This is a genomic window from Undibacterium umbellatum, from assembly GCF_014284125.1.
Classification (GTDB): Bacteria; Pseudomonadota; Gammaproteobacteria; order Burkholderiales; family Burkholderiaceae_D; genus Undibacterium; species Undibacterium umbellatum.
On the sequence record NZ_JACOFX010000006.1, the window covers coordinates 1 to 22,373 of the forward strand.

Annotated in this window: 20 protein-coding genes; 12 read left to right on the top strand and 8 right to left on the bottom strand. The window is 48.1% G+C overall.

Translation table 11 applies throughout. From position 1 onward, the window contains the following. Nucleotides 1–133: 133 nt before the first annotated feature. Together H8L47_RS13220 and H8L47_RS13225 are read right to left on the bottom strand one after the other, a co-directional pair. Complete coding sequence (locus H8L47_RS13220) at nucleotides 134–619, bottom strand: hypothetical protein (protein ID WP_186954075.1); 486 nt, start codon at nucleotides 617–619, stop codon at nucleotides 134–136. Between the two features lie 39 nt (nucleotides 620–658). Further along, nucleotides 659–1,117 carry a hypothetical protein gene (locus tag H8L47_RS13225; protein WP_186954076.1) on the bottom strand — a complete coding sequence of 153 codons (459 nt, stop codon included), beginning with the start codon at nucleotides 1,115–1,117 and terminating at the stop codon, nucleotides 659–661. A 1,598-nt stretch (nucleotides 1,118–2,715) separates the two neighbouring features. On the opposite strand from H8L47_RS13225, the gene H8L47_RS13230 reads away from it, so the two are divergent. Both H8L47_RS13230 and H8L47_RS13235 read left to right on the top strand, forming a co-directional pair. After that, on the top strand, nucleotides 2,716–3,195 hold the full coding sequence (locus H8L47_RS13230; RefSeq protein ID WP_186954077.1) for a hypothetical protein: 480 nt from the start codon (nucleotides 2,716–2,718) through the stop codon (nucleotides 3,193–3,195). Nucleotides 3,196–3,425: 230 nt separating this feature from the next. After that, nucleotides 3,426–3,974, top strand: a complete 549-nt coding sequence (locus tag H8L47_RS13235; protein WP_186954078.1) for an STM3941 family protein — start codon at nucleotides 3,426–3,428, stop codon at nucleotides 3,972–3,974. 34 nt (nucleotides 3,975–4,008) lie between these two features. Here the strand turns inward: H8L47_RS13235 and H8L47_RS13240 are convergent, their stop codons facing one another. The 3 genes from H8L47_RS13240 to H8L47_RS13250 form a co-directional block, all read right to left on the bottom strand. Beyond that, the gene (locus H8L47_RS13240; protein WP_186954079.1) at nucleotides 4,009–4,707 is read right to left on the bottom strand and encodes a phosphodiester glycosidase family protein; all 699 of its coding nucleotides are present in this window, start codon (nucleotides 4,705–4,707) and stop codon (nucleotides 4,009–4,011) included. 446 nt (nucleotides 4,708–5,153) lie between these two features. Then, nucleotides 5,154–8,141 carry a site-2 protease family protein gene (locus H8L47_RS13245; protein ID WP_186954080.1) on the bottom strand — a complete coding sequence of 996 codons (2,988 nt, stop codon included), beginning with the start codon at nucleotides 8,139–8,141 and terminating at the stop codon, nucleotides 5,154–5,156. A gap of 232 nt (nucleotides 8,142–8,373) precedes the next feature. Beyond that, complete coding sequence (locus H8L47_RS13250; RefSeq protein ID WP_186954081.1) at nucleotides 8,374–9,108, bottom strand: helix-turn-helix domain-containing protein; 735 nt, start codon at nucleotides 9,106–9,108, stop codon at nucleotides 8,374–8,376. A 201-nt stretch (nucleotides 9,109–9,309) separates the two neighbouring features. Between H8L47_RS13250 and H8L47_RS13255 the strand changes: the two genes are divergently transcribed. From H8L47_RS13255 to sodC, 8 genes are all read left to right on the top strand, one after another. Continuing rightward, a complete protein-coding gene (locus tag H8L47_RS13255) occupies nucleotides 9,310–10,272 on the top strand; it encodes a 3-oxoacyl-[acyl-carrier-protein] synthase III C-terminal domain-containing protein (RefSeq protein WP_230413728.1) in 963 nt (320 codons plus the stop codon). A gap of 9 nt (nucleotides 10,273–10,281) precedes the next feature. Next, entirely contained in the window at nucleotides 10,282–11,286 is a 1,005-nt protein-coding gene (locus H8L47_RS13260) for an NAD-dependent epimerase/dehydratase family protein (protein WP_186954083.1), read from the top strand. Between the two features lie 92 nt (nucleotides 11,287–11,378). Then, the gene (locus H8L47_RS13265; protein ID WP_222616524.1) at nucleotides 11,379–12,137 is read left to right on the top strand and encodes an MBL fold metallo-hydrolase; all 759 of its coding nucleotides are present in this window, start codon (nucleotides 11,379–11,381) and stop codon (nucleotides 12,135–12,137) included. Next, nucleotides 12,134–13,507, top strand: a complete 1,374-nt coding sequence (locus H8L47_RS13270; protein WP_186954085.1) for a F390 synthetase-related protein — start codon at nucleotides 12,134–12,136, stop codon at nucleotides 13,505–13,507. The genes H8L47_RS13265 and H8L47_RS13270 overlap by 4 nt, the downstream gene beginning before the upstream one ends. Then, on the top strand, nucleotides 13,500–14,657 hold the full coding sequence (locus H8L47_RS13275) for an ATP-grasp domain-containing protein (protein ID WP_186954086.1): 1,158 nt from the start codon (nucleotides 13,500–13,502) through the stop codon (nucleotides 14,655–14,657). The genes H8L47_RS13270 and H8L47_RS13275 overlap by 8 nt, the downstream gene beginning before the upstream one ends. Next, the gene (locus tag H8L47_RS13280; RefSeq protein ID WP_186954087.1) at nucleotides 14,654–15,775 is read left to right on the top strand and encodes a GNAT family N-acetyltransferase; all 1,122 of its coding nucleotides are present in this window, start codon (nucleotides 14,654–14,656) and stop codon (nucleotides 15,773–15,775) included. The genes H8L47_RS13275 and H8L47_RS13280 overlap by 4 nt, the downstream gene beginning before the upstream one ends. After that, the gene (locus tag H8L47_RS13285; protein WP_186954088.1) at nucleotides 15,772–16,791 is read left to right on the top strand and encodes an aromatic ring-hydroxylating dioxygenase subunit alpha; all 1,020 of its coding nucleotides are present in this window, start codon (nucleotides 15,772–15,774) and stop codon (nucleotides 16,789–16,791) included. Before H8L47_RS13280 ends, H8L47_RS13285 begins: the two co-directional genes overlap by 4 nt. Nucleotides 16,792–16,914: 123 nt before the next feature. Then, on the top strand, nucleotides 16,915–17,427 hold the full coding sequence (gene sodC / locus H8L47_RS13290; RefSeq protein ID WP_186954089.1) for a superoxide dismutase family protein: 513 nt from the start codon (nucleotides 16,915–16,917) through the stop codon (nucleotides 17,425–17,427). A gap of 60 nt (nucleotides 17,428–17,487) precedes the next feature. Here the strand turns inward: sodC and H8L47_RS13295 are convergent, their stop codons facing one another. Continuing rightward, nucleotides 17,488–18,768: a GNAT family N-acetyltransferase gene (locus tag H8L47_RS13295; protein WP_186954090.1), complete on the bottom strand. Its 1,281-nt coding sequence runs from the start codon at nucleotides 18,766–18,768 to the stop codon at nucleotides 17,488–17,490. 176 nt (nucleotides 18,769–18,944) lie between these two features. Here H8L47_RS13295 and H8L47_RS13300 point away from each other — a divergent pair, with 176 nt between their 5' ends. Next, nucleotides 18,945–19,904 carry a ribonuclease Z gene (locus tag H8L47_RS13300; RefSeq protein ID WP_186954091.1) on the top strand — a complete coding sequence of 320 codons (960 nt, stop codon included), beginning with the start codon at nucleotides 18,945–18,947 and terminating at the stop codon, nucleotides 19,902–19,904. Between the two features lie 17 nt (nucleotides 19,905–19,921). Beyond that, entirely contained in the window at nucleotides 19,922–20,293 is a 372-nt protein-coding gene (locus H8L47_RS13305; RefSeq protein ID WP_186954092.1) for a hypothetical protein, read from the top strand. A gap of 306 nt (nucleotides 20,294–20,599) precedes the next feature. On the opposite strand, the gene H8L47_RS13310 is transcribed toward H8L47_RS13305, so the two are convergent. Together H8L47_RS13310 and H8L47_RS13315 are read right to left on the bottom strand one after the other, a co-directional pair. Further along, nucleotides 20,600–21,775 (bottom strand): serine hydrolase domain-containing protein, encoded by a 1,176-nt coding sequence (locus tag H8L47_RS13310; protein WP_186954093.1) that lies wholly within the window; start codon nucleotides 21,773–21,775, stop codon nucleotides 20,600–20,602. Nucleotides 21,776–22,084: 309 nt separating this feature from the next. Then, nucleotides 22,085–22,288 (bottom strand): hypothetical protein, encoded by a 204-nt coding sequence (locus H8L47_RS13315; protein ID WP_186954094.1) that lies wholly within the window; start codon nucleotides 22,286–22,288, stop codon nucleotides 22,085–22,087. Nucleotides 22,289–22,373 lie beyond the last annotated feature (85 nt).

Sequence of the window (22,373 nt, forward strand, 5' to 3'; positions counted from 1 at the left end):
ATCCAAGCATGACTGGGTGATCGGGTCGCCACTGTTGGATTGAGCGAGCGCAATATATATTTGTATAGCTTGCGGTGAAAGACCTTCCAAATTCATCCCAGAAAGATATTTTTCTTCGTCGGTCATTGCGATATTAGTTATCATCCATATAGAGCAAGCAGCCCATGTGTTTATCGTCGATCGCGCAGAAAAAAAGTTCCACGGTATGACCAACCAGAGGACTCCAACTTAATGAGCTGAAGTTACCATCAAAATGGAAATTAACAAAAGTATGTGGACTATCAAAATCCTTTAGGAATTCCGTCGCAATTTTTTCTAGATCTTCATTTGAATATTTCTGAGACGAATACATAGACATTTCATTTTGCAGCAAACAAATAAGGCTGGGTATTCTTTCGTGCTCATCAATTTCATGCAAAATCTGAGGATGAATTGCAATACGTGTTTCCCCAAGACCGTTGAGTTGTTGAATCGCTTGCTCGTTACCAAATAGAGATACGATAGATGAGGCGGTTTTTGCTCCAGTATTGTTGGCAAAATATTCGATTGCCAAATACCCATCGCACCATAGCTCTTTGTAGTCATCAAGAGTTGCCTTAAATGAGGCTGGTATTTTCAAGTAGACGCCCCTAATTTGATCGTTGACACTTTGGGATGGTTACTCAGCAGGAAGATCATTGCTGTTCCAATCATCTGTGAAGCGTTTCCACGACAGACCAACTGCTTCAAACTCATCGCCATATTTGCCCTTGTTGACACCTAGAAAGCGCAAGGCTTCATTTATTGCATTTTGTGATAAGACAAGTGGTGAAATGACTTTTCCTTCTGATAGCAGGAAGTTTGCTTGTGTTCCATCTCCACCAAAAAATTCTGCTTCAATGTATGCGGCTTTGCAGCTTTCACTTAGGGTTTCACATAGATCTAGCAACTGTGGAAGGATGTCTTTGGCATCTCCATCGGTAAGCGGGCAATGCGGTATACCATAGAAATCTTGTGCTGCAGTTGTTATAGGAATCATGTCAATGCCGCAACGAAGGCGCAGAACTTGAAGTTTTTTTAGAACAATATCTGGAAAAGTACCGGACTTTGCGACAACTGCTTGAAGTGTGTAAGCCATGGAAATGTTTAAATTATGGGTGGACCAAAATATAGTTCTTGCTGGGCTGTTAAAACCTGAACGTGTGGATGGGTGTTTCTATATATACAGAACCAGCTACGCTTCTTCAACAGCATGCGCGACTCGTTGTAGCCCCGATTGTGCGTATTCTACAACACTGGCGTTTGCCTGCCGTCGATAGACCAAAGCCTCAAAGGTTCACCCTACACGTATCGATCTGCAAGCAAATTGCATCCATCGAAATCCATTTCACCCCCTGGCGCGCAGACATCCCCCCACCACGCCTGCCCGCTAAATAGGTCGCTTTTTACTCAAATATGCGTCACCAGTTAGGGTCAAGCCAGGCTTACGTTTGCGGCCGCATGGATGGCACCAAACGCTGACGCAATTTGACGCAAATTTCATGTGATGAGCACCGTAACCGTTTCGGTATTCGAAACGGTTGATTAGCTGAGGGGTTAAGCACCTCAGTTGTTTTTATAATAGAAACAGTTGTACAGATTATCTGTACGGTCATGGAAAAATGTCAGTTGAGGTGATAATCCCCTCAACTGACATTATAATAATCACAGTCGATTTTCTGAGTTATTGGGGTTTCCCCAATAATTGGCGTTGTACCAGCCATCGAGATGATCTCCATAGTTCCGAGATTAGGACTGTCAGTCGTCAAGGCTTGCCCGATAGCGGGTTTCTCTTCCATCCATTGGGGTTTCCCCAATGGTTCTATGCCATTTCAACTATGGTGATTATCACCATGATTGGGGCCAGTTGTGGCGATTATCCCCACAACTGAAACCGTTTTGAATGGCAACCATCATGATTATCCTGGTAGTTGAATACGGTCTGTATATAGGAAAAACCCTAGTTTTCCCTAAATTTGGGACGGCCTCGGGAAAAAGGTAACCAAGGTAATGGCATCGATAAACCATTGTTAAGTGACTGATTTATATAGATTTATCTGGTTACTTTATTTGGTAACTTTTGGTAATTGAAAAGGTAACTTATTTTTAAGTCTTTGATTTATAAGGATATCTATAAATGAAGAAAATACTCTTTATATAGGTAACTAGAATACCTCTACATTACCTTATTATTACCTTTTGTTATTTGCTGGAAAGCCTTACGTATCAAGGGTTTTCGCGGTTTTAGGAATTTCAGTTACCTAGGTTACCTTTTTCCCGAGGGGTACTTTATTTTAGAGTTGCCCTGCTTTTATGCTGCAAATTCCCATTCGACGTAATATTATTGCGCTCGAAGATTGTTGCTCATTTATGTATTGTCTTCTATGTGGCTGAGGGGGGAAGTGTAGATTTTGTAGGTCATGCTACGAAAAACTTACGAACTTTTCTTGTAAGTAATTGATTTTAAAAGAAATGAGATTCCTGTCGGCGGGACCAGTTTTGGCACTAACTCCAGATAACATCGGTTAATTTGGGCTAAAATTCATTAATTCTGATGCGTGTTGTATTAAGTATGCAGTTCGAATGTCAACTTCCCGTCAAACTTTCTTCTCGTAATTTTACTGATTCCCAGGTCTTGGTGACCATCACCATCTTGTCTGGATTTGTTATCCAGATAAATTTCTCATTGAGGTTGCAATGTATTTCTGGAAACTGGATTTATTGAAGAAGCAATTGATTGCAAAGGGATTAACTGAGGCTCAGAGTTATTCCTATATGCTGGTGTATGCCATTCTCAGCGCAATAGCAATCGAGATGATGGCATATGTCCCCCACGAAACTGTGGATGGCTGGACTTATTTTGCGTCCATCATGAACATATTGATTCCTGCGATTGGCACGATGATGGCTTTTAAAGCCAATGGCGGTGCATCTGGCACGCAATTTTTGCCCCGTTATGTCAGTATTTCTCTGATCTCTTCCATCCGTTATCTGGTATTGATTCTCTTGTTGATGATACCGCTGACCACAGCCGCGATTGTGTCGCAGGGAGTAGTCGATATATTCGAGAGCCGGGTGTTTGACCTGCTGTTTCAGGCAACTTACGCTTTGCTATACCTATATATAGTCAAACAGATGCGTGAAGTCGCAACGGCGCAAACCGATGTTGAAAATTGAAGCTTATTCAAATCCCCAGGATGGCAACGCCATCCTTAATTCTCTTGATTCCCTTGAATCAAACATTGCCTGAAATAGACATTGTGTAGCTAACAATGCTTGCAAGTGGCCAGGTAAAAAAAATTATACTAATATTCCTCTGTTCCTGAGTTTCACCGGAAATGATATTTCTGGCTTTCATTTGAGAATATGCCGTCTTCAAGGCGGATCAATCAGAGCGACAGAGGATTATGCATACTGAAGACGAAAAAGTCATCGAGTTAAGTAAAACCAAATTGCGGTTATTGGTCGCTGGCTCCATGATATTTGTGATCATGGGTCTCTGGATGGTGCTACTTGATAGTTCTCAGATTGCCTCTCAGCGTCGTTACAATAGCCCAGTCCTGACGTATGGCATAGGTACAGCAGGCATTCTGTTTTTTGGATTTTGCGGCGCTGTCGGCATCAGAAAATTGCTGGATAAAAAGCCTGGCCTGATATTAAATTCCTCAGGTATTCATGATAATAGCAGTGCTGTCTCGGCGGGTTTTGTCCCATGGTCTGAGGTTATTGGTTTCAGCATTTTCGAAATGCAAAAACAGAAAACACTTGTTATCATCGTCCGCGAACCTGAGCGTTACATCGAGGCTGGTGGCGCCTTCAAGCGCATGCTTAACAGGATGAATTACAAGATGTGCGGCAGTCCTGTCGCTATTTCAGCCAATTCTCTCAACGTGGGATTTGATGAATTGCTGAAAATCTGCAATGCCTATTTGTACAAATACCAAAAGAATATCTGAGCAGCTTACTTGTTTATTTTGGTGGGGCGGTAGCTTATCGCACTACGCCAATAATCGGCCCCAAATCTACGGTGCTATCGTTACGGTCAAGGTCGACAGAATAAATGCCTGAAATACTGCCATCCAGGTACAAGGCGTCCTGACAGTGTAATGTGTCTCTGAAAAAGCTTGCCATTTCATGAAAATTGACTGGCTGCTCGCTGATGACGAAGATAGCTTTTTTGCCGATGACGCCAACGCCGTTGCGCTTTAACCGAGAAGTTGATTCAGGCCTGAATGCAGGATGAACCTGGCCCTTTCTCAACAACAGGGGCCCAGACTGTGTGGCGAGCAAAACACCATTGGCAATGGCTGGATATTCTGAGGATTCAATCACTTGCGGCCCGGCTTGCGTGAGCAGAAATACACCATTTGGTTTCAGAAAAAAATTGCCCCAGGCGTCTGCCAGGTTCAGTGCCGACACCTGTTTGGCATTTTGCACATACAAACCTACGGGTGAATAATCAGAGTGGTACATGCCCGCATTCATGGCAAAGCGTAATTCCTTGTTTTTGCCTGCCAGCCATGTCTTTAAAGTATCGAAGCGCTTGAAGCCCTTGCCGTTTTCATCATTCAGGAATAACTGCAGTTCCTCGTGTTCGGTATCAACACTGATAACCGTAAAGCGCGGGTCGGCAGCTTGGCATGTCAGGCTGAACAGCAGGCAAGCCAAAACAGAAATGAAGGTTTTCATTAAATGATACCTGGAGGCGTGAAGTGACGGCAGAGAGGTCTATCTCCATTTTACAGCATGCGTATGCCTGACTTAAATTCAGGCATCATTGAATATTTTCTCTATGGTAACAAGTTGAAAGAGCCTGAATTAAAGTATCAGTTTGCCGTGCAAATCGTCAGCGTTTACAGGACCAAGTGCAGCCGTGGCCATCCTACTGCAGGCCGGCGTAACCAAATATCTCGTGCAGTGCCTATGATGCCGGAGGGGAGTAATTGATAGAAAATATTTGCAAATTGCACTGGAAAATTAACGCGTATCGATGTTGAGGAAGCTTATGCAAAAAGCATACGATTGTTGTTTGCAGATAAGTCTTAAACGTGAAATATCTTCATGTCAGATCCAACCGGTGATAAGGGCAAGTGCTGAAACGCAGTAAATTTCTGACCTCGCATTAACATGCAAAATTAGCGCGGTATTTGACTCGTATTTAAGCGTGGCACGCACCTGATTTCTCTTTGCTCGATATTGAGCAAGGTTTGCTGAAATTGACTCTTCCATGCACTGCCATAGTTGGTGATCTTGCATATAGGCTCGGTGTTGCCAGGTTTTGTATTACTAAAATCGCGGCGTGTTTTGTGCTGATTTTCAAGCAGACGCCCGGCGATTTTATTTGCCTCATCTTGTTCACCGCTTGCGCGCAAGCTTTCTATCAGCATCAGATCTGCCTGATAATTGCTGGCCGGTTGGGCGCGCTGTATGAAAAAGTCCATCAGCCAGTTGCCTGTGCCCGGTGATTGTAGCAGGTTCAAAAACTGCGCCTCTTGCCTGGCCTGAGCATAGTCTTTTTGCAGCATGGCGATCATCCATTTGATTTGATGATTTTCCCTGTACATCGTGTCAGCCTGCCGGCGATTTTTTGCTTCGGTGTTGTAGGAAGCCAGCAGTTTTATGGCTTCTGCAAATTGCTTCTTACCGACCAGTAACCAGGCCTGATCCACCTTTAAGGAATGGCAGAAATAGTTGTCAGTCTTTTTTTCAGCGCAAGCATAGTCATTGGCTGCCAGTTGTAATTCTTGCGCAGCTTCGTCTGCTTTGCCAGACATGTAATAGCTGCGCGCAAGCATTTGATGTGCTTGCAGGAGTTGGGTGTCGTCCTGGCTCTTGTCTTTGGAGAACAGCTTGACGATTTCCTGTTTCAGTAACAGGTGTGCCGGATTATCTGTCTCTATATCTCTTGCCTGTAATACTTGGGCGAGTAAACGTGCATCTTCTTTGTCGCCCTGAGCATACAGTCTAGCACGTAAAACTGCCTCTGCTTCTTGCAGGTAGTTGGCGATGTCGGCATCATTTTTTGCTGCGCTTTCCAGTTCATCTTGCCCGGACCAGTTGCGTAAAGCGATAGCCATGGCAAAGGCCGCATCTGCGTGATGGTAGGTTGCCTGCACCGAGTTATTATTCTCGGCATAGTAAATTTTGGCGATGCGCAGCGCATCTTCTGCGTCGTTGTCGCTGGCTTCTTCCAGTGCGGCCTTGAGTATTTTTGCTCTTTCATTGCCCTGTGCTGCGGTGATTTTGTCAGCGCGAGCCGACCTCAGCATACTTTTTTCTTCTTCCCATGTGCTGGCAGTACCCTTGACGTCAGTCTTAGCCACATTGACGGCTTGTACGGGATTTGTCGATGCCATGAGCGAAGACAAACCTTGCCCGGCCATTTTCAATATGGTATTGGGTGCAGAGTAGAGTAAGCCAGACAATGCGGCGATGGGCAGGATAAGGCAAGTCAGATAAATGGCTATTCCTGCGCTGCTCTCACGCCATCCTGGCAGACCACCCAGATAGCGCGACAATAAACTCTGGCCTACTTCAAGCTTGCTGCGATAGGTCCAGTTTGCAAAACTGGCTTGATCAAGAAAGTCGTACAAATCACCAGCGGCATTGGCAAAGTCCATGTGATTGGATGGTCGGGCTTTTTGCCTTAGTAGCAAAGAAGCAGCTTTGGCAATTTTGAATTGAAACTGGGCGCTGATCAATATCACCAGACCCAGGCCCAGTAATACTTTGTCATTGATATACATGCCGTAAGCTAACATAGCCAGACTGCTGGCCAGTGAAAAAACAAAGCGCAACCAGGGCAGGCGAGCAATGAGTAATAATTCTATGATGCGCCCGCCATCCAGCGGTAACACAGGCAAGAGATTAAAGCCATTGACCAGCAATGATGCCAGGGCTGCCATGGTCAAATACGGGCCCCATGAGGTGTTCATGATGCCTGGCTCCCAGACAATCAGGGCAAAGCTGCATAGTGACAATAGCAATCCTGGCATCGGGCCTGCCAGATAGACCAACATATGTGTCAAAGGACGAGCTTCGTGTTTTTCACCACTGGTGATGCCACCCATGCCAGGAATGAAAAACACCTGTACATCTCGAAATCCTGCCAGCTTCATTGCCAGCCAGTGGCCGCCTTCATGCAAGGCAATCACGCCTCCGATGAGTAATGCGCCAGTGATACCCCACCACCAGGATCCCAATGCCAGGAAGACCAGGGCAGACAAGCTAAAGCTTGCGTATTGGTACCAGCGCGGCGCCAACATGGAGCGCAAGGTGCACAGCGTTCGTACAAAAGAACAACGGTCGCGCAACTGGCGCGCTGCCAGCATATCCGTTGTAAGCGAAATTGTGTTTTCTGAAGCAGCGCTTCGTGCACTTTGCTGATTGATTTTACGCATATTCCACGCCATTTTCATCGCTGGAAAAATACGAAAACCATAGATCGTTTCATCACCACGTTGCTCGCGTTGATATACCTTGCCCTCTCGTTCAAGGCGCACGAGCCAGCGATCTACCAGGTTCTGTGCAATTTTTGGCGCGTCCGCGGGGTCACTGCGTTGCACCGTAATCAGCTCGCGCACATGCAAATGCGTCGCTAGTTGTCCGGCAAATTCTGCGCTCTTGTCATCAATCACACTGACCCGTGCAGGGAAGGGCACCATGGTTTGCAGCATGCCGTTTACTGTTAGCAAGGCCTTGCCGTCAATGTATGTGTTCCATAGATAGATGGTGTACGGGCGTTTATCTACAGTGGCTTCAGTAAGTACAACTTCTGCATGGACATCCTGGCCCAGATGGTGATAGACATCGATGTAGCTGACCGGGATATCATCAGCCGCCACGATGGAACGTTCGCGCCAGCTATGCATGTAGCGAAACCCCGCCTGCTCCATTTCCAGGCGCGCCTCATCGAGTATAGGCAAGAGATCACCGCTGGCTGCGCGCAAACACGGTGTTTTGCGTGGCGCCCACAATTGCAATTTCAGTAAGCGGTTCACGCCTATCAGCAGAGCCAGCACTTGCAATATCAAAAAGACGGCTACAACCGTCACACCCAAACCCCACCACAGGTCCATCCCAATTTCCACCCAAGTCTCCACCAGCAAAAGTATCAAGCGCATTGTCAGCTATATGGCTGGAAATTGCGAGGGTATGAGTTGGATTGAAGAATAAATCAATCGATTTGATATGTGAAATGGCTTGCCAGCCAATCTATCATGCGTATTTATTTGCCATTTTGATAGTATTTATTCTTGATTGTTCGTCCTCGTGAATTGCTGAAGTTGCATGGCTTATGAGTGTATTATCGTTGAGGGCATCTGCGCTCGATTACAAGCTGAAATGCCATTCGTTCTATTTTCTGCGCAGTGTTTTAAATACTCTTGGTTCCCAAACGCGCATAGCAAACAGTAACCCAGTACCATGGCGCTGTGTCAGCGGCACGGCCAAGCTTTCCTGATGCAGGTCAGCAAAATCCTGCTTCAGCTTTCTTAGTTTTGCCTGGAATTGCATGGCGGCAGCTGGTGCCAGCATGCCATTTAAAAAAACGAAACTGTCATTGGCTGCGTGAAAGCCATCGTCAACGAAATCTCCCAGTGCCTGTTGCCGGAATAGTTGTCTTATTGGCCCTTCTGGCAACCAGTCAAAATCGCGGCTGACATTGAGACGTATGCGATTACCTGGCAACAGGTCGATTAACCTGAGCCTGTCGAGATGCAGTAGATGCTGCAGACATGCAGTTTCAGAAATCTGATAAGTCTTGATGACATCTGCCATGCTCCAGTGATTCAGCGTGCAGACTGCCACTAGTAACAATATAGAGTTGGAAGCCAGTTCTTTTTCTTGCTGCAAGCTCAGATGTACGATATGCGGCTCATCAATGGCAGCTTCATTGACCAGTTCCTGTATTGTCAGGTTGGCGAGTGCAGCCAGTTGCGTCAATCTTTCCAGCGATAGGTTGCCATTTGAGAATATACGTTTGACCGTGGGTTCGGACAGCGACAGTGCTGAGGCGATTTTGCGGTAAGTGTAGCCGCGTGATTTTAGTAAGCGCTTTAATGTCGCCAGCAGGCGTTTAGCTTCAGTCATGAGAGAGTTGGACGGTGATGATATTAAAATTGGTATCAATATTTGATCCTTCTTGGATTATATGCCATCGGTTTTAACGGAAATATTTATTTATTTGATGCTTTTGCTTATGATGAGTTCATTATATGAATGTGCCGATTGGATGTTAGCCGTATGGAGAATTACTTGCACACGCGTCATGTCAGAATCATAGGAAGTGGAATGGCTGTACCAGCATATGAAGTCAGCAGTGCTGCGTTGGATGCCAAACTGGGTTTGCGGACAGGAACGAGTCTAAAAAAAACCGGGGTGCGCAGGCGCTTTCTCTCGACTACAGAAACTGCTGCACAACTTGCAGCACATGCTTGCACCACAGCATTGGAAGATGCCGGTCTGGTCTGGGATGAAATTGATTGCTTGGTTGCTACCTCTGCAACCATGGACCAGGCCCTGCCTTATAACGCCGCGCTGATTCATGCGGAGCTAAAATTGTCTGGTCGCCGCACGACGACTTTTGATATTGGTGCCAGTTGCATGTCTTTTTTGACGGGTCTGGATACTATGAGTTACCTGGTCGAATGTGGTCGATATAAAAATGTGATGCTGGTTTCATCCGACATTGCCACTTTTGGACTAGATTGGAATAATTTGACTGAATGCGGTATTTTTGGTGATGGTGCAGCAGCGGTAGTGATACGGCGCTCATTGCCGACGGAGTCTTCTTGCATATTGTCGTCGCGCAGTGTGACAATATCTGCAGGGGTAGAGCATTGCAAAATACCAGCCGGTGGTTCTCGCTACCATCCACGCAGGATGTTGACGTCGATTGATCCCTTGTCAGTTTTCCAGATGGAAGGGCGCTCGGCCTTCAAACTCATTGCAGCGGAAATGTCTGGTTTTGTAGAGGGTTTGCTAGAGACTGCTGATGTGAACATGAGACAGATCACTAAGATAGTTCCGCACCAGGCCAGCCAACTGGCCATACATCATCTGACCAAACGTCTGGAAGTATCTAGTGAAAAAGTCATGAATATTTTTGCAGACTATGGCAATCAGGTTGGAGCTTCTTTGCCGACTGCGTTGCATCTTTGCAGAACAGGGCAGCAAGTGCAAAGAGGTGACCGCATGATGTTGATAGGTTCAGGGGCAGGCCTGACGCTGGGTGGCATGGTGCTGGTTTACTGATGTACTGATATGAAAATTCTCATAACTGGTGGAACAGGTTTTCTTGGCCGGCATTTGGTATGGCAACTGGCGAGAGACGGTCATGAGGTCTTGTTCACAGGGCGCAATGCAGATGTTGCCCGCAGCATAGTGCTGGCTGCAGAAAAGCCGGTTGAGTTCGTGCCTTTGGAACATGGCAGTAAGCATGCTGGCGTACAATTACAGGCTTGCAGCACTGGAGCTGATGTACTGGTACACAGCGCTGCACTGACTTCGCCTTGGGGTAGCCAGTTTGCCTTTCAAAATGCCAATGTAGCGTCCACCAGCGAAGTGCTGGCGGCATGCCACGCAAATGCCATTCCTTGTCTGATCAATATTTCGTCGCCCAGTATTTATTTTAATTTTTGCGATCAGTTGGGCATACGTGAAGACATTGCCTTGCCATCAGGCGTGAATGAATATGCGCGCAGCAAGCAAGAGGCTGAACGACTGGTCATGGCTGCGGCTATACCCTTGCGTGTGATACTCAGACCCAGAGCTATCTTCGGCCCCTGGGATAATGCCTTGCTGCCGCGCTTGCTACGCCTGTTAAGATATGGGCGGTTACCATTGCTAAGAGGAGGGCGAGCTTTGCTGGATATGACTTATGTTGACAATGTTGTTCACGCCGTCAAGTTGTCCATAAAGCTGGCACCATCAAACGGAACAGAGGTATTCAATATATCCAATGGCGAGCCGATTGCCGCTGCTGACCTGTTTGCAAAAATGGCGGAGCAATTTGGCATTCCCTTGCAAACGGTAAACAGGCCTTATTTCGTGGCTGACCTGTTTGCCCGCTTGCTGGAATGCGCCGCAAAGTTTCGGCCACAATGGGAGCCACCATTTACCCGCTATTCGCTGGCAACCCTGGCTTATTCACAAACCCTGGATTTATCCCGCGCACGTGAAGTGCTGGGATATAGCCCCATCGTTACCCTTGATGAGGGCATAGACCGCACCGCGCAGTGGTGGAAGCAGCAAGGCTTGCAGGCATGATCACGCCACGCCTTCAATTCCATTGGCTGAAAGCCGGACACTGCAATCATCCAGAATGTGTCGCCATGCGTGGTGGGCGTTGGCAGAGCGTGATGTTTCCAGCCCTATGTGGATTGCTGATTCATCCAACACGCGGGAATATCTTGTTTGACACTGGCTATAGTAATCATTTCCTGCAGGCTACCCAGCCATTTCCTGAGCGCCTGTACCGCTGGACGACGCCGATGACACTGGCACCAGAAGAAGTATTGACGCAGCAACTGGCACAATTGGGCATACAGTCTACAGATATTAACTATGTGGTGATTTCGCATGTCCATGGTGACCATATAGCCGGACTGCGTGATTTTCCCTATGCAAAATTAATCATCTCGCGCGTTGAATACGATAGTGCCAGCAGCATGTCGCGCTTGGGTGGTTTGATGCATGGGTTTCTGTCCGCATTGCTGCCACCGGACTTTGCTGAAAGGGTGATTTTTGTCGAAGATAGTGTCAGCCTGAATCTGCCCGCTGAGCTTGCCGCGCTTGGCACCGGTTTTGATATTTTTGGCGATCGCAGCCTGATTGCCATACCCTTGCCCGGTCACTCCAAAGGGCAGATAGGCGTCAGCTTCAAGCGCCATGATGACAGGCGGATTTTTTTGGTTGCCGATGCCTGCTGGTCTATGGGCGCGTTGAAAAACAATCAGTTGCCGACCTGGTTTGCCAGCCGCATTTTTAGCAATGTCAGGCAATATCAACAAAGCTTTTTGGGGTTGCGAAAAGTAAGCACCATAGCCGATGGCGCAGTGTTGCTACCATCACATTGCCAGCAAAGCTGGGAGTATTTGAATGGCGGTCAGCAAACATGAAATTGACTGATTTTTGCAGGCTGGTATTTCATTTTGTCAGGACGCGCTGGCTGTTACGCTTTTCAAGCAGAGCTGCAATGCGCGCCTGGCAGGGAAAAAAGATTGCAGCCTTTCTCAAACAGCAATTGCCATTGACGCCATTTTACAAAAAGTATGCTGGTTTGACTTTGCAGGAATTGCCTGTGATTGATAAAGCCATTTCGCTGGAATATTTTCAGCAGATGAATGTCGCCAATATTAGTCTGGAGCAGGCCAGTGCCATTGCACTGCAGAGTGAAAGCAGCCGTAATTTTTCTGCTGAACTGGATGGAATTACCGTTGGTTTGTCCAGTGGTACTCAAGGGCCACGCGGCGTATTTTTAACTTCGCGTAAAGAACGCGCCAAATGGGCAGGCATCATGATGGCTAGAGCCTTGCCTGCAGATTTGTTGTTCAGCCTGATCTTTCGCTCAGCACCAGTCAAGATAGCATTCTTTTTGCGGGCGAACAGCAATCTTTATACTACCTTGAATAGCAAGCGCATCCATTTCAAGTTCTACGATTTGTATAAAGGTGTGGATGTACATCTGCCAGAGCTGGAAGCGCAGTCACCAACAATGCTTGTCGCCCCAGCGCATATCTTGAGCGGGCTTGCAGAACTGAAATTAAAGGGTGTTTTGACCATCTCGCCCCAGCGTGTCATTTCTGTGGCAGAGGTATTGGAACCCGACGACAAGTGGCGCATAGAAATTGCGTTTGGTCTGCCTGTACATCAGCTTTACCAATGCACAGAAGGTTTTCTCGCCTACACTTGCGAGCTGGGTGTCTTGCATCTGAATGAAGAATTTGTCCACATAGAACCAGAATGGCTGAATCAGGAAAAGACCCGCTTTGTCCCCGTCATCACTGACTTTACCCGCCTTACCCAAAAAGTCATACGCTACAGGCTCAATGATGTATTGCGGGTTCGTGATACGCCGTGTCCATGTGGTCGTGCCAGTCTGGCGCTGGCTGCAATAGAAGGACGTTGCGATGATATATTGTGGTGGCAAAAGCGCGATGACCATGAGCTGGCGGCAGTGTATCCTGACATGCTCAGGCATGCAATTACCATGGCATCGATTAGCTTACCTGATTACCGACTGGAACAGCATGGCAATGAATTGCGGATTGCCATCGATTCAGGCGAAGTTGAAATGATGAATGAAATGACTGTGGCGATCACTGGCCTGGCGGGCCGTCTGGGCTTGCGAGCACCCACTTTGAAAAATATGGCTTATGTGCCAGGTGAGGTTAGTAGCAAGCGCAGGCGCATACGCTGCGTCAGTCGACCTGACATACCTGACATACGACGTGTCCTTGAAGAAAATACAGAGGTAGTGCATGCCTAATGTCTTGATAATGGGGGGCAGGGCACCAGCAGCACTTGACCACGCGCGTCGGTTTTCCCAACAGGGCTGGGCTGCTTATATCGCAGACAGCGTACCTTGCCGTTTGTCTGGCTGGTCATCGGCGGTCAAAGCCAGCATACAACTGGCTGCACCCAGCCAGCATCCCCAGGCATTCATTGATGACTTGAATCGCACAATAGCGCGATATCAAATTGATTTGCTCATGCCTACTTGCGAAGAAGTGTTTTTTCTATCGCGCTACAGAAAATACCTGCCTGCCAGCGTCAGAGTGCTGGTCGATGATTTTGATAAACTGCGCACTCTGCACAGCAAATGGCATTTCCTGAAACTGGCAGAGCAATACGGCGGCAACCCACCACTCAGCCGCCTGGTCAGCAGTGTTAATGAGGCCCGTGCGTGGGCGGGTAATACTCCCTTGGTGCTCAAGCCTGAGTATTCACGCTTTGGTGTGCATGTCCGTCTTTATCCACAAGGCATGCCTCACAACTTGGCTCCATTGGGGCAGCAGGGCGCATGGGTAGCGCAACATTTCAAGCCCGGACGCGAACTCTGTTCATACAGCGTTGCTGATCAGGGACGCTTGCTGGCCCACGTCGTGTATGAGCCCAAACACAGGCTGGGCAAGAGTTCCAGTTTTTACTTTGCACCCTATGATGCGCCGTTGATACGTGAGTTCGTCGCAAAGCTGGTAGCGGCAATCAACTACACAGGACAGATATCATTTGACTGGATAGAATCGCAGGGCGGTATCCCCAGCGTGATTGAATGTAACCCCAGAGCTGTCAGCGGTGTACATCTGTTTGGTATGCAGGATGCACTGCCTGCCGCCCTTGCAGGCCAACTGGATGACTGCGTGCAGCCATCAGCAGCAACCCCACGCATGCTGGCAGCCATCATGCTGAGTGCGGGTCTGATACAGTCCATGCGAGAGAGGGAATTTCGCGCATGGTGGGCTGACTACAAGGCAGCGGGTGAAGTGATAGGCGTTGCACAAGATCGCTTGCCATTGCTAGGTGCATTGGCTGATATGAGTTCATTCGCTCTGATGGCATGGCAACAAAAATGCTCCATGCGTGAAGCCGCAACCAGAGACATAGAGTGGGATGGACAGGAGTTGGCCGAACCATGATGCTTGTTGAGCAAAACCAGATAAACCATGAATTTACTTCCGGCGCGGAGAAGTTCGCACAAATTCATGCTAGCGATGCACATGCTGTATTGATCAATAATGTGCACGCAGATATGGATATGTTGCGGGTCGATGGTCTGGTTTTTCCTGTCACCGTGAACTCAGGTAAATTCAATGATGCCTGGGTGTGTTCCCCACTGACGACCTACTGGCGTTATGCGCAAGAAGAGATGTCACGCTATGCTCATGTCATGGGAAGGTTTTTGTTTTCATCGATCTGCCATGTGTACGGATATTTATTGAAGTTTGCCAGGATAGATAAGGCTGTCACCATCAATAACTGGGCCTTGAGTACCAATATCTATCCCGCTCTCGCTAATGAGCAAGTGTTAATACAGGTGATTGCAAGCGCAAGCGCGAAATGGCCAGATCATGGCATCTGGTTCCGCTCACTGAACAAGGAGCTTAATGCTGACTGGATCACTGCCTTGCGTGAACAGGGCTTTACGCTGATACCAAGTCGTCAGGTATATCTATTTGAGGATCTCAAAAACGGTATCAGACAACATGCGAATTTACAGCGTGATATGCATTTACTCAAATCAACCGAACTATCGCGCGTCTGCAATTGCGAAATTCGGCAGCAGGATTATGGCCGTATTGCAGAGTTGTACAAGCTACTTTATCTCGATAAATATTCACAGCTCAATCCAGAATATACAGCCAGTTTCATGCAGGCCTGGCATGCGGTCGGACTCTTGCATTTTTATGGTTTTAAATCGGCCGATGGTGTGTTGCAAGCCGTTGTCGGTTTATTTCAAATGCAAGGTGTGGTGACTGCACCCATAGTTGGCTACAACACTGCATTGCCGCGAGAACTTGGTTTGTATCGGTTACTGATGGCCGCTGTATTTGAGCATGCAATCAAAAACAATATGATCGTCAATCTCAGTGCCGGTGCTGCGCATTTCAAGCGCTTGCGTGGCGGTAAGCCGTCCATTGAATACAGTGCAGTATGGTCTGTGCATTTACCCATGCGAACGCGGATAGTTATTGCATGCCTGGGCTGGCTGACGACTAAAATAGGCATTCCTGTCATGAAGAAATATCAATTATGAGCGGCCAGTGGAACCCTGCTGTTTATGCATACTGGTTTGTTGCTGCTTGTAGTGCAGACCTCAGACAAAAACCAATCGCCGTGACAGTACTTGATAAACCATTGACACTGGTACGCTTGCAATCAGGTGAGTTGCTCGCTCTTGAAGACCGTTGCCCGCACCGGCAAGTGCCCTTGTCGCAAGGCCAGGTGACTGCTGAAGGTTTGCAATGCCCATACCATGGCTGGACCTTTGGTAGCGGCGGACGCTGCATCAAAGTTCCCGGTTTGCCACTACAGGCTTGCCTGCCGCAGGTGGGGGCGCGTGCATTTGATGTCAAGGAATTTGATGGGTTGATCTGGGTCAGGCTGGCCAGACATGGCCATGTCGAAAGTGATTTGCCTAAGCTGGTTACTGATTTGCCTACGGGTTCCAGACGGTTTCTGTGGCAAACCAGTTGGTCTTCATTTATCGTCAACGCACTGGAAAATTTCCTTGATCCCCTGCACACGCATTTTGTTCATCCAGGTCTGGTACGCAAAGACACCCAGCGCCACAGCGTGGAAGCAGTTCTCACAGAGACTGCAGATGGTTTTGTAGTGGACTATCGAGGGCAAGTACAGCAATCCGGCATACTCTATCGCTTGTTCGAGTCGCCTCGGATCTCTGAGCGTGCTTACTATACACATGCTGGTTCGACGCAAATAGAATATTGCTATCAGGATGGCAGCATCGTGCGCATCAGCCTTCATTTTACTCCACAGTCTGCGGATGTGACACATGTGTTTGCCACCATGCATATTGAGAACCGATGGGCACCGGCCTGGTTATTGCGTTTACTGGTATGGCCTTTCCTGAAGCGGGTTGCATCGCAGGATGCGCATATGCTCGCCTTGCAGACGCAAAATTTGCATAGGTTTCCAGATGCTTGCTATGCCTCCACGGAGCTTGATCAGGTGCGTCGCTACATTGAAAAATTCTGGCTGGATACTGAAATCAAGCTGCCCTCAGGCAATAGTATTACTCTATATTTGTAACACCATGTAATGCTGGGCTATTAGTGCCGTTCCTAAATTGCCAATCGCATGCCAGTCGCGTATATTTTCAATCCTTACGTCGCGATGTAGACGTTGATTGAATTTCTTTAAGGTAATAACTCCATGAAAACCAAATTAATTTTCTCCCTGTTAAGCGCCTTGCCGCTGATTGCAGCGGCAGATGTAACAGTGAACATGAATCAGGTAAATGAAGCCGGTGTTGGTAGTAAACTGGGGCAGATTGTTGTGTCTGAGAGCAAGTATGGGTTGGTGTTTACACCTGCCTTGGCTGGCTTGACACCTGGCTTGCATGGTTTTCATGTGCACCAGAATGCGGATTGCAGCAGCAAGGAAAAAGATGGCAAGCTGGTTGCAGCGCTGGGTGCTGGTGGCCACTATGATCCAGAAAACAGTAATCGCCATGGCACACCGTGGGGTGATGGTCATATGGGCGATTTGCCCGCTCTGTATGTCGATGCCAGTGGCAATGCCGCTCAACCTGTACTGGCACCGCGCTTGAAAATGGCGGATATCAAAGGCCGGTCCCTGATGATACACATAGGCGGTGACAATCACTCAGATCATCCGGCAGTATTGGGTGGCGGTGGTGCGCGTGTGGTGTGCGGCGCATTCTGAATCTGATTTGTCAGCAAGACTGTCTCAGGTGTTGAGCCGGAAACAGTCTTGATGTGAGCTTCAAGTTGGTGATTCGTTTTTTGCCGCTTTTTCCTTTTTGAAGGGATTGCGGTCTGGCGCATCATCATGCTCTATGCCTAGCAGCAAGCGTTTCATGAGTTTGTTGAGGACGGGTTGGCGGTGGCGTACGAATACACCAAAGGTTTGTGGTTTGGCACCCAGCGCTGCTTTGGGTTCCAGCGCTGTGCGGCCATAAGAAATACGCTTGCAGCCAAGGTCTATGGCGTCGGCGATACCAGCATGCAGCAAACGCAGGTAAATCGGTAGTTCTTCTGCGGCAGTGCGGTCAAAGCCGATGTGATATGCAATGGCAGTTTCACCATCTGCGATGGAAATCAAAAAACCCAGCAAGTGCCCTTCGCGCTTGATGACGCTACAGCGGAATTTGTCGCCTGCGGCAGCCTGAAGTACAGGAAAGTACTCGGGCAGTAATTCAAATGGGCGAAAACTGGCATTCACTTGCACGGCTTTGTATAAGGCAAAGATGTGGTCGAGTACTGGTGTCAGGTCATCCAGTCTTTCCAGCGTGCAGCCGGCTTCATCCATGGGCTTGAACACGGCATTGCGAATGCCGCTGCGGTATTTGGATGCCAGGCTGGCCAGGTAGTCATCGTAGTTTTTCCATGCCGGAGCAAGGTCCAGCACCATGTTCGGTTCTGTTTCTACATAGCGATAGCTAAGGTTTTCCAGATGGGCTGCCTGGTCTATATAAGGATCATGCAAATCCTTGATCATGACAAAATGGGTCTTGCCTGCAAGTTTTTCTGCCTGACGTACGCGATACAAGACTTCGACAACCCCATGCCATGCCAATTTTGGATCGACATCCCTGGCAAAGGCAATGCCATGCTGGCCGAAAGTCAGGAAATTGCCGCAACTGAGTATGCGCTGCCTGGCATGCTGGGCCAGTTGATCCAGCGGCAATCCCCACTTCTTGTCTGTATCTGCCGGCTTTTCCGGGCGCGCTTGTGCCAGACTGATGTCGGCAATTTGCATATAGACTGCCGCCACCAGTTGACGATCTGTACCCGTGCCATCGAAAATCAGGGCATAGCGGGCTGACAGGTTGAGTGGCAGCACTTGTTCAAGCGCCGTCAGATATTCAAGCGACATGAAAAAGCCGGATTGCGCCGCCAATTCTTGCCATGCTCCTGCATCCAGCATGCTGATGGAGTCAGCAATGGCATAATACAAGTCAGCAGGGCCACGCAGACGCTTGCGCTCTTTCTGGCGTTCCCTGAGAGCGCTGGTAATCGATTGCAGTGCGGCAGGAATTTTCATGTGTCAGACTCAAGATGAATGGTGAGTTTGCATCATAAGCGTAAAACTATCTGTTGAACAACGCATAGAACAGGGTGTCGTCGCATATAGTGAAACAATTTGCAACATCAGTAAATTTTCATCATTAAAGCCAATAAAGTGTGCATGGACAGTTAGCCATCAAGTAAAAGGAATTTGTGGATATTTTATTTTTAGGCACCTCCGCAGGTGCGCCAACCCGCCAGCGCAATGTAAGTGCTTTGGCTTTGTTGCCTGATCAGGGCAGCGCATGGTATTTGATTGATTGTGGTGAAGCTACCCAGCATCAGTTATTGAATACTCCATTGTCGGTACATGGCTTGCAAGCGATTTTTATCACGCATGTGCATGGTGACCATTGTTATGGTTTGCCAGGATTGCTGGCCAGTGCTGCCATCAATGGTCGCAAAACACCTTTGCAAATCATCGCACCGGCAGGCATACAAGCCTGGCTGGAAGCTACTCATGCGATGTCGGAATCTTTTTTGCCGTTCGAATTGCAGTTTATAGCGGTCGAGGAAATGAAAAGCTGGCAAGACCATACAGTGACAGTGCAGGCGACCATGTTGTCGCATCGCGTACCTTCATTCGCCTATCGCTTTACTGAAAATCATACTGAAGCTGTGTTGGATACTGCCAGATTACAGGCCGAGGGTGTACCTGCGGGCCCCTTGTGGGGGCGTTTGAAAAAAGGAGAAGATATCCTTCATGAAGGCAAGACACTGTCCAGTGCTGATTATCTGCACTACCCCTATCCACTGCGTGGCATCATCGTCGGCGGTGATAATGATCAGCCTGACTTGTTGCGCGAAGCCAGTGCAAAAGCGCAAGTGCTGGTACACGAAGCCACCTATACGATAGAGATAGCAGAGAAAGTGGGTGAGCGTGTGCAGCACAGTTCGGCCGCTGCAGTTGCAAGCTTCGCGGCCTCGGCAGGCGTGTCCAATCTGGTGTTGACACATTTCAGTGCCCGTTATCAGGCAGACAGCGAGAAGTCGCCATGCATCAGTGAGATACAGGCTGAAGCGGAAGCGCATTATCAAGGTAATTTATTCCTGGCAGAAGATTTTGCGCGTTATCGTCTGGATAAAACAGGTGTGTTAAGTAAGTTGGCTTAAAGGATACTGGAAACGCTATGATTGAATTTATCTTTGAAGTGTTACTGCAACTGGTTTTTGAAATTGTTGAAGCGGTGTTTTCTTCTGGAGTGAAGCGTAGCAGGCAGACACGGCTACCACTTTGGTTGAGCGCAATCGTGTATGCCGGGTTGGGTGTCTTCGCCGGTTTTGTGAGTGTGTGGATGTTCCCCCAGGCTTTTTTACATGGCAGTATTGCCCGCATTGCCAACTTATTGTTGACGCCAGTGCTGATGGGTTTCCTGGCCGGCGCGTTTGCCGCCTGGCGCGGCGGGGATCAGCAAGGTATCTTTCTTAACCGCTTTGCCTGTGCTTATTTGTTTGCGTTGTCCTTGGCGATTGTGCGGTTTTTTGTGACTCAACATGCCTGATTTTTTACGCTTGTCCGCACTCCGCTTGTCGTTTTGCGTCCTTAGCCTGGCTTTGATGACTTGTTCCAGAACTGCCTCTGTAACCAGTCTGGACAATGATAAGTTGACGGGCCTGGTTTTCAAGGACTGAAAGCCAGCCGAAAAGGATAAGGCGATTGCTCATCCTTTTGTCAAAGTGAAACAGGATAGTAAGGGCAAGCAAGTGTTTCGTTACGACTCCGCTACTGAGCAGTAGCAACTCAGTAGCGGAAAACATTTGCTTCCCGAATGGTAGTGCCGTCGCCACAGTAGCGACATCGCTTTTGCTTATTGAGGTAATAGCGGGCGCAGTAAAGAATCTGCAAATTCATCCAGCTTGTTCATGACGCTGGGGTCATAGCAGTTGCAAGCGATAGCCAAAGCAATGTTCTTGCTGGGGATAACTCTGTTGCTGGCGTAATAGGTCAGTTCCGTACCATTATGCAAGCTGACATTGCCCAGGCCCTGGGCATTGACTACATTCCAGCCCAGACCATATTCATCAATCGGGGTATGCATAAGCTGGAAATTCGCCTTGCTCAAATAATTGCTTTGTCCTTGCAAACCACGCAAGTGTTCACGCAAAAATACGGCATAGTCGGCCAAGTTCAAATTCAGGCCGCCAGCAGCGTTGATGAAAAATGCGTAGCGTGGGTCAATGACTGGTGGCGTGACTGTCCATTTACCTGCAACCAAGGTATGTCCGGCATTATTGTTGATGCCAGCATCTTCAGGGAATCCAAAATGAGCCTTGATGTTAAGGGGGGCGAATACTTCCCTTTGCATCAGGTTTTCATAGCTGTCACCACCAGCAATTTCTGCCATCAACCCGGCCAGGGCATAGCCTATGTTGGAATATAGCAGCTTGCTATTGGGGGCATATTCTGGCGCATCCTGTAACAGTAGCACGGCTAATGCGCGACGGTCTGCCAGCAAATCGCCAGACAGCAAAGGCAAGGCTTTTTCTATGGTCGCTTCATTCACTTCGCGCGGCAGGCCCGAGCGATGACGTAGCAGTTGTTCTACTGTGACATTCAAATACTCGCGGCGAATTTGAGTGCGCCAGGCTGGAAACACTTCGACGATGGTCGTGTCCCAGCGCATTTTCTTTTGCTCTACCAAACGGCCTATCATGGTCGCCGTAGCTGCCTTTGTCAGTGAGCCAAGCTGGAACAGATCAGTGCTGAGAGTAGTCTTGTTGCTATTGATTTCCCTGGTGCCGGTGACCACACTTTCTACTTTATCCTGATTGACTATACTGACAGAAATCGCAGGCAAGTTATTGCTGCTGCGGAAGCGTTCGACTTCAGCACGCAAGGCTTCGCCAGTTAATAGTGCTATCGGCTTTTGCACTTCTGTGGTCGCGGCGGTAGTAGGCGCCGAAGGGGTTGAGCTGCCTCCGCAGGCAGTCAGTATGCCGCAAATGCAGACTGCAAGCAGTGTCAAATTCAAGCGTGTATTCATAGTCCAGCCTTATAAAGTAGGCCGTCAACGTCATCCGTATAAATGAAGGTCAGCGGCACTTTGGTGAAATACCAGGGAGCCAAACTTGGGGAGTGTTTGGGATAGTACAGCGGGCGCAGTATTACCATTTCTTTGTCAATAGACTATGGTTTGGTGCAAGGTATAGTTTTTTGAAACGCTGAGTACCGTTTGGCAGAACTTGCAATGACAGTCTGGCGGGATGTGATGTCGATGCCTCAATCTTTACTGCTGAAATAAAGCTGCTGCCAAAATTGCCTTTGCAAAGCCTGATCTTGTCTGGCATATTTTTTACTGCTGTGTAAGTCCAGTATATAGATTTGCCCAGCCGAATTTATATGGGAGCGCAGGAAAAAAATAGCGCCAGCGGTACATAGGGCCAACACTGACAATAGGGCAGGCATAGACTGGCAGATCAGCACTGCGCAGTTTGCTGTCTTGTGCAGTTTTATTTTCACATAGTTCATCTGCCAATTCTGAGGCTGCGTTTGCCATGACTCATGGTGGTGAGTAATAAATTGTATTCCTTGTGGTGATTGTAAAATATGCCACTATAATTGCTCTTACTTTATGCAAACGC

Excerpts from the sequence above, each read along its gene's own strand:
- H8L47_RS13225 (WP_186954076.1), bottom strand. The coding sequence starts at position 1,117 with ATGGCTTACACACTTCAAGCAGTTGTCGCAAAGTCCGGTACTTTTCCA.
- H8L47_RS13230 (WP_186954077.1), top strand. The coding sequence starts at position 2,716 with ATGTATTTCTGGAAACTGGATTTATTGAAGAAGCAATTGATTGCAAAG.
- H8L47_RS13235 (WP_186954078.1), top strand. The coding sequence starts at position 3,426 with ATGCATACTGAAGACGAAAAAGTCATCGAGTTAAGTAAAACCAAATTG.
- H8L47_RS13240 (WP_186954079.1), bottom strand. The coding sequence starts at position 4,707 with ATGAAAACCTTCATTTCTGTTTTGGCTTGCCTGCTGTTCAGCCTGACA.
- H8L47_RS13245 (WP_186954080.1), bottom strand. The coding sequence starts at position 8,141 with ATGCGCTTGATACTTTTGCTGGTGGAGACTTGGGTGGAAATTGGGATG.
- H8L47_RS13250 (WP_186954081.1), bottom strand. The coding sequence starts at position 9,108 with ATGACTGAAGCTAAACGCCTGCTGGCGACATTAAAGCGCTTACTAAAA.
- H8L47_RS13255 (WP_230413728.1), top strand. The coding sequence starts at position 9,310 with ATGGCTGTACCAGCATATGAAGTCAGCAGTGCTGCGTTGGATGCCAAA.
- H8L47_RS13260 (WP_186954083.1), top strand. The coding sequence starts at position 10,282 with ATGAAAATTCTCATAACTGGTGGAACAGGTTTTCTTGGCCGGCATTTG.
- H8L47_RS13265 (WP_222616524.1), top strand. The coding sequence starts at position 11,379 with ATGTTTCCAGCCCTATGTGGATTGCTGATTCATCCAACACGCGGGAAT.
- H8L47_RS13270 (WP_186954085.1), top strand. The coding sequence starts at position 12,134 with ATGAAATTGACTGATTTTTGCAGGCTGGTATTTCATTTTGTCAGGACG.
- H8L47_RS13275 (WP_186954086.1), top strand. The coding sequence starts at position 13,500 with ATGCCTAATGTCTTGATAATGGGGGGCAGGGCACCAGCAGCACTTGAC.
- H8L47_RS13280 (WP_186954087.1), top strand. The coding sequence starts at position 14,654 with ATGATGCTTGTTGAGCAAAACCAGATAAACCATGAATTTACTTCCGGC.
- H8L47_RS13285 (WP_186954088.1), top strand. The coding sequence starts at position 15,772 with ATGAGCGGCCAGTGGAACCCTGCTGTTTATGCATACTGGTTTGTTGCT.
- sodC (WP_186954089.1), top strand. The coding sequence starts at position 16,915 with ATGAAAACCAAATTAATTTTCTCCCTGTTAAGCGCCTTGCCGCTGATT.
- H8L47_RS13295 (WP_186954090.1), bottom strand. The coding sequence starts at position 18,768 with ATGAAAATTCCTGCCGCACTGCAATCGATTACCAGCGCTCTCAGGGAA.
- H8L47_RS13305 (WP_186954092.1), top strand. The coding sequence starts at position 19,922 with ATGATTGAATTTATCTTTGAAGTGTTACTGCAACTGGTTTTTGAAATT.
- H8L47_RS13310 (WP_186954093.1), bottom strand. The coding sequence starts at position 21,775 with ATGAATACACGCTTGAATTTGACACTGCTTGCAGTCTGCATTTGCGGC.
- H8L47_RS13315 (WP_186954094.1), bottom strand. The coding sequence starts at position 22,288 with ATGGCAAACGCAGCCTCAGAATTGGCAGATGAACTATGTGAAAATAAA.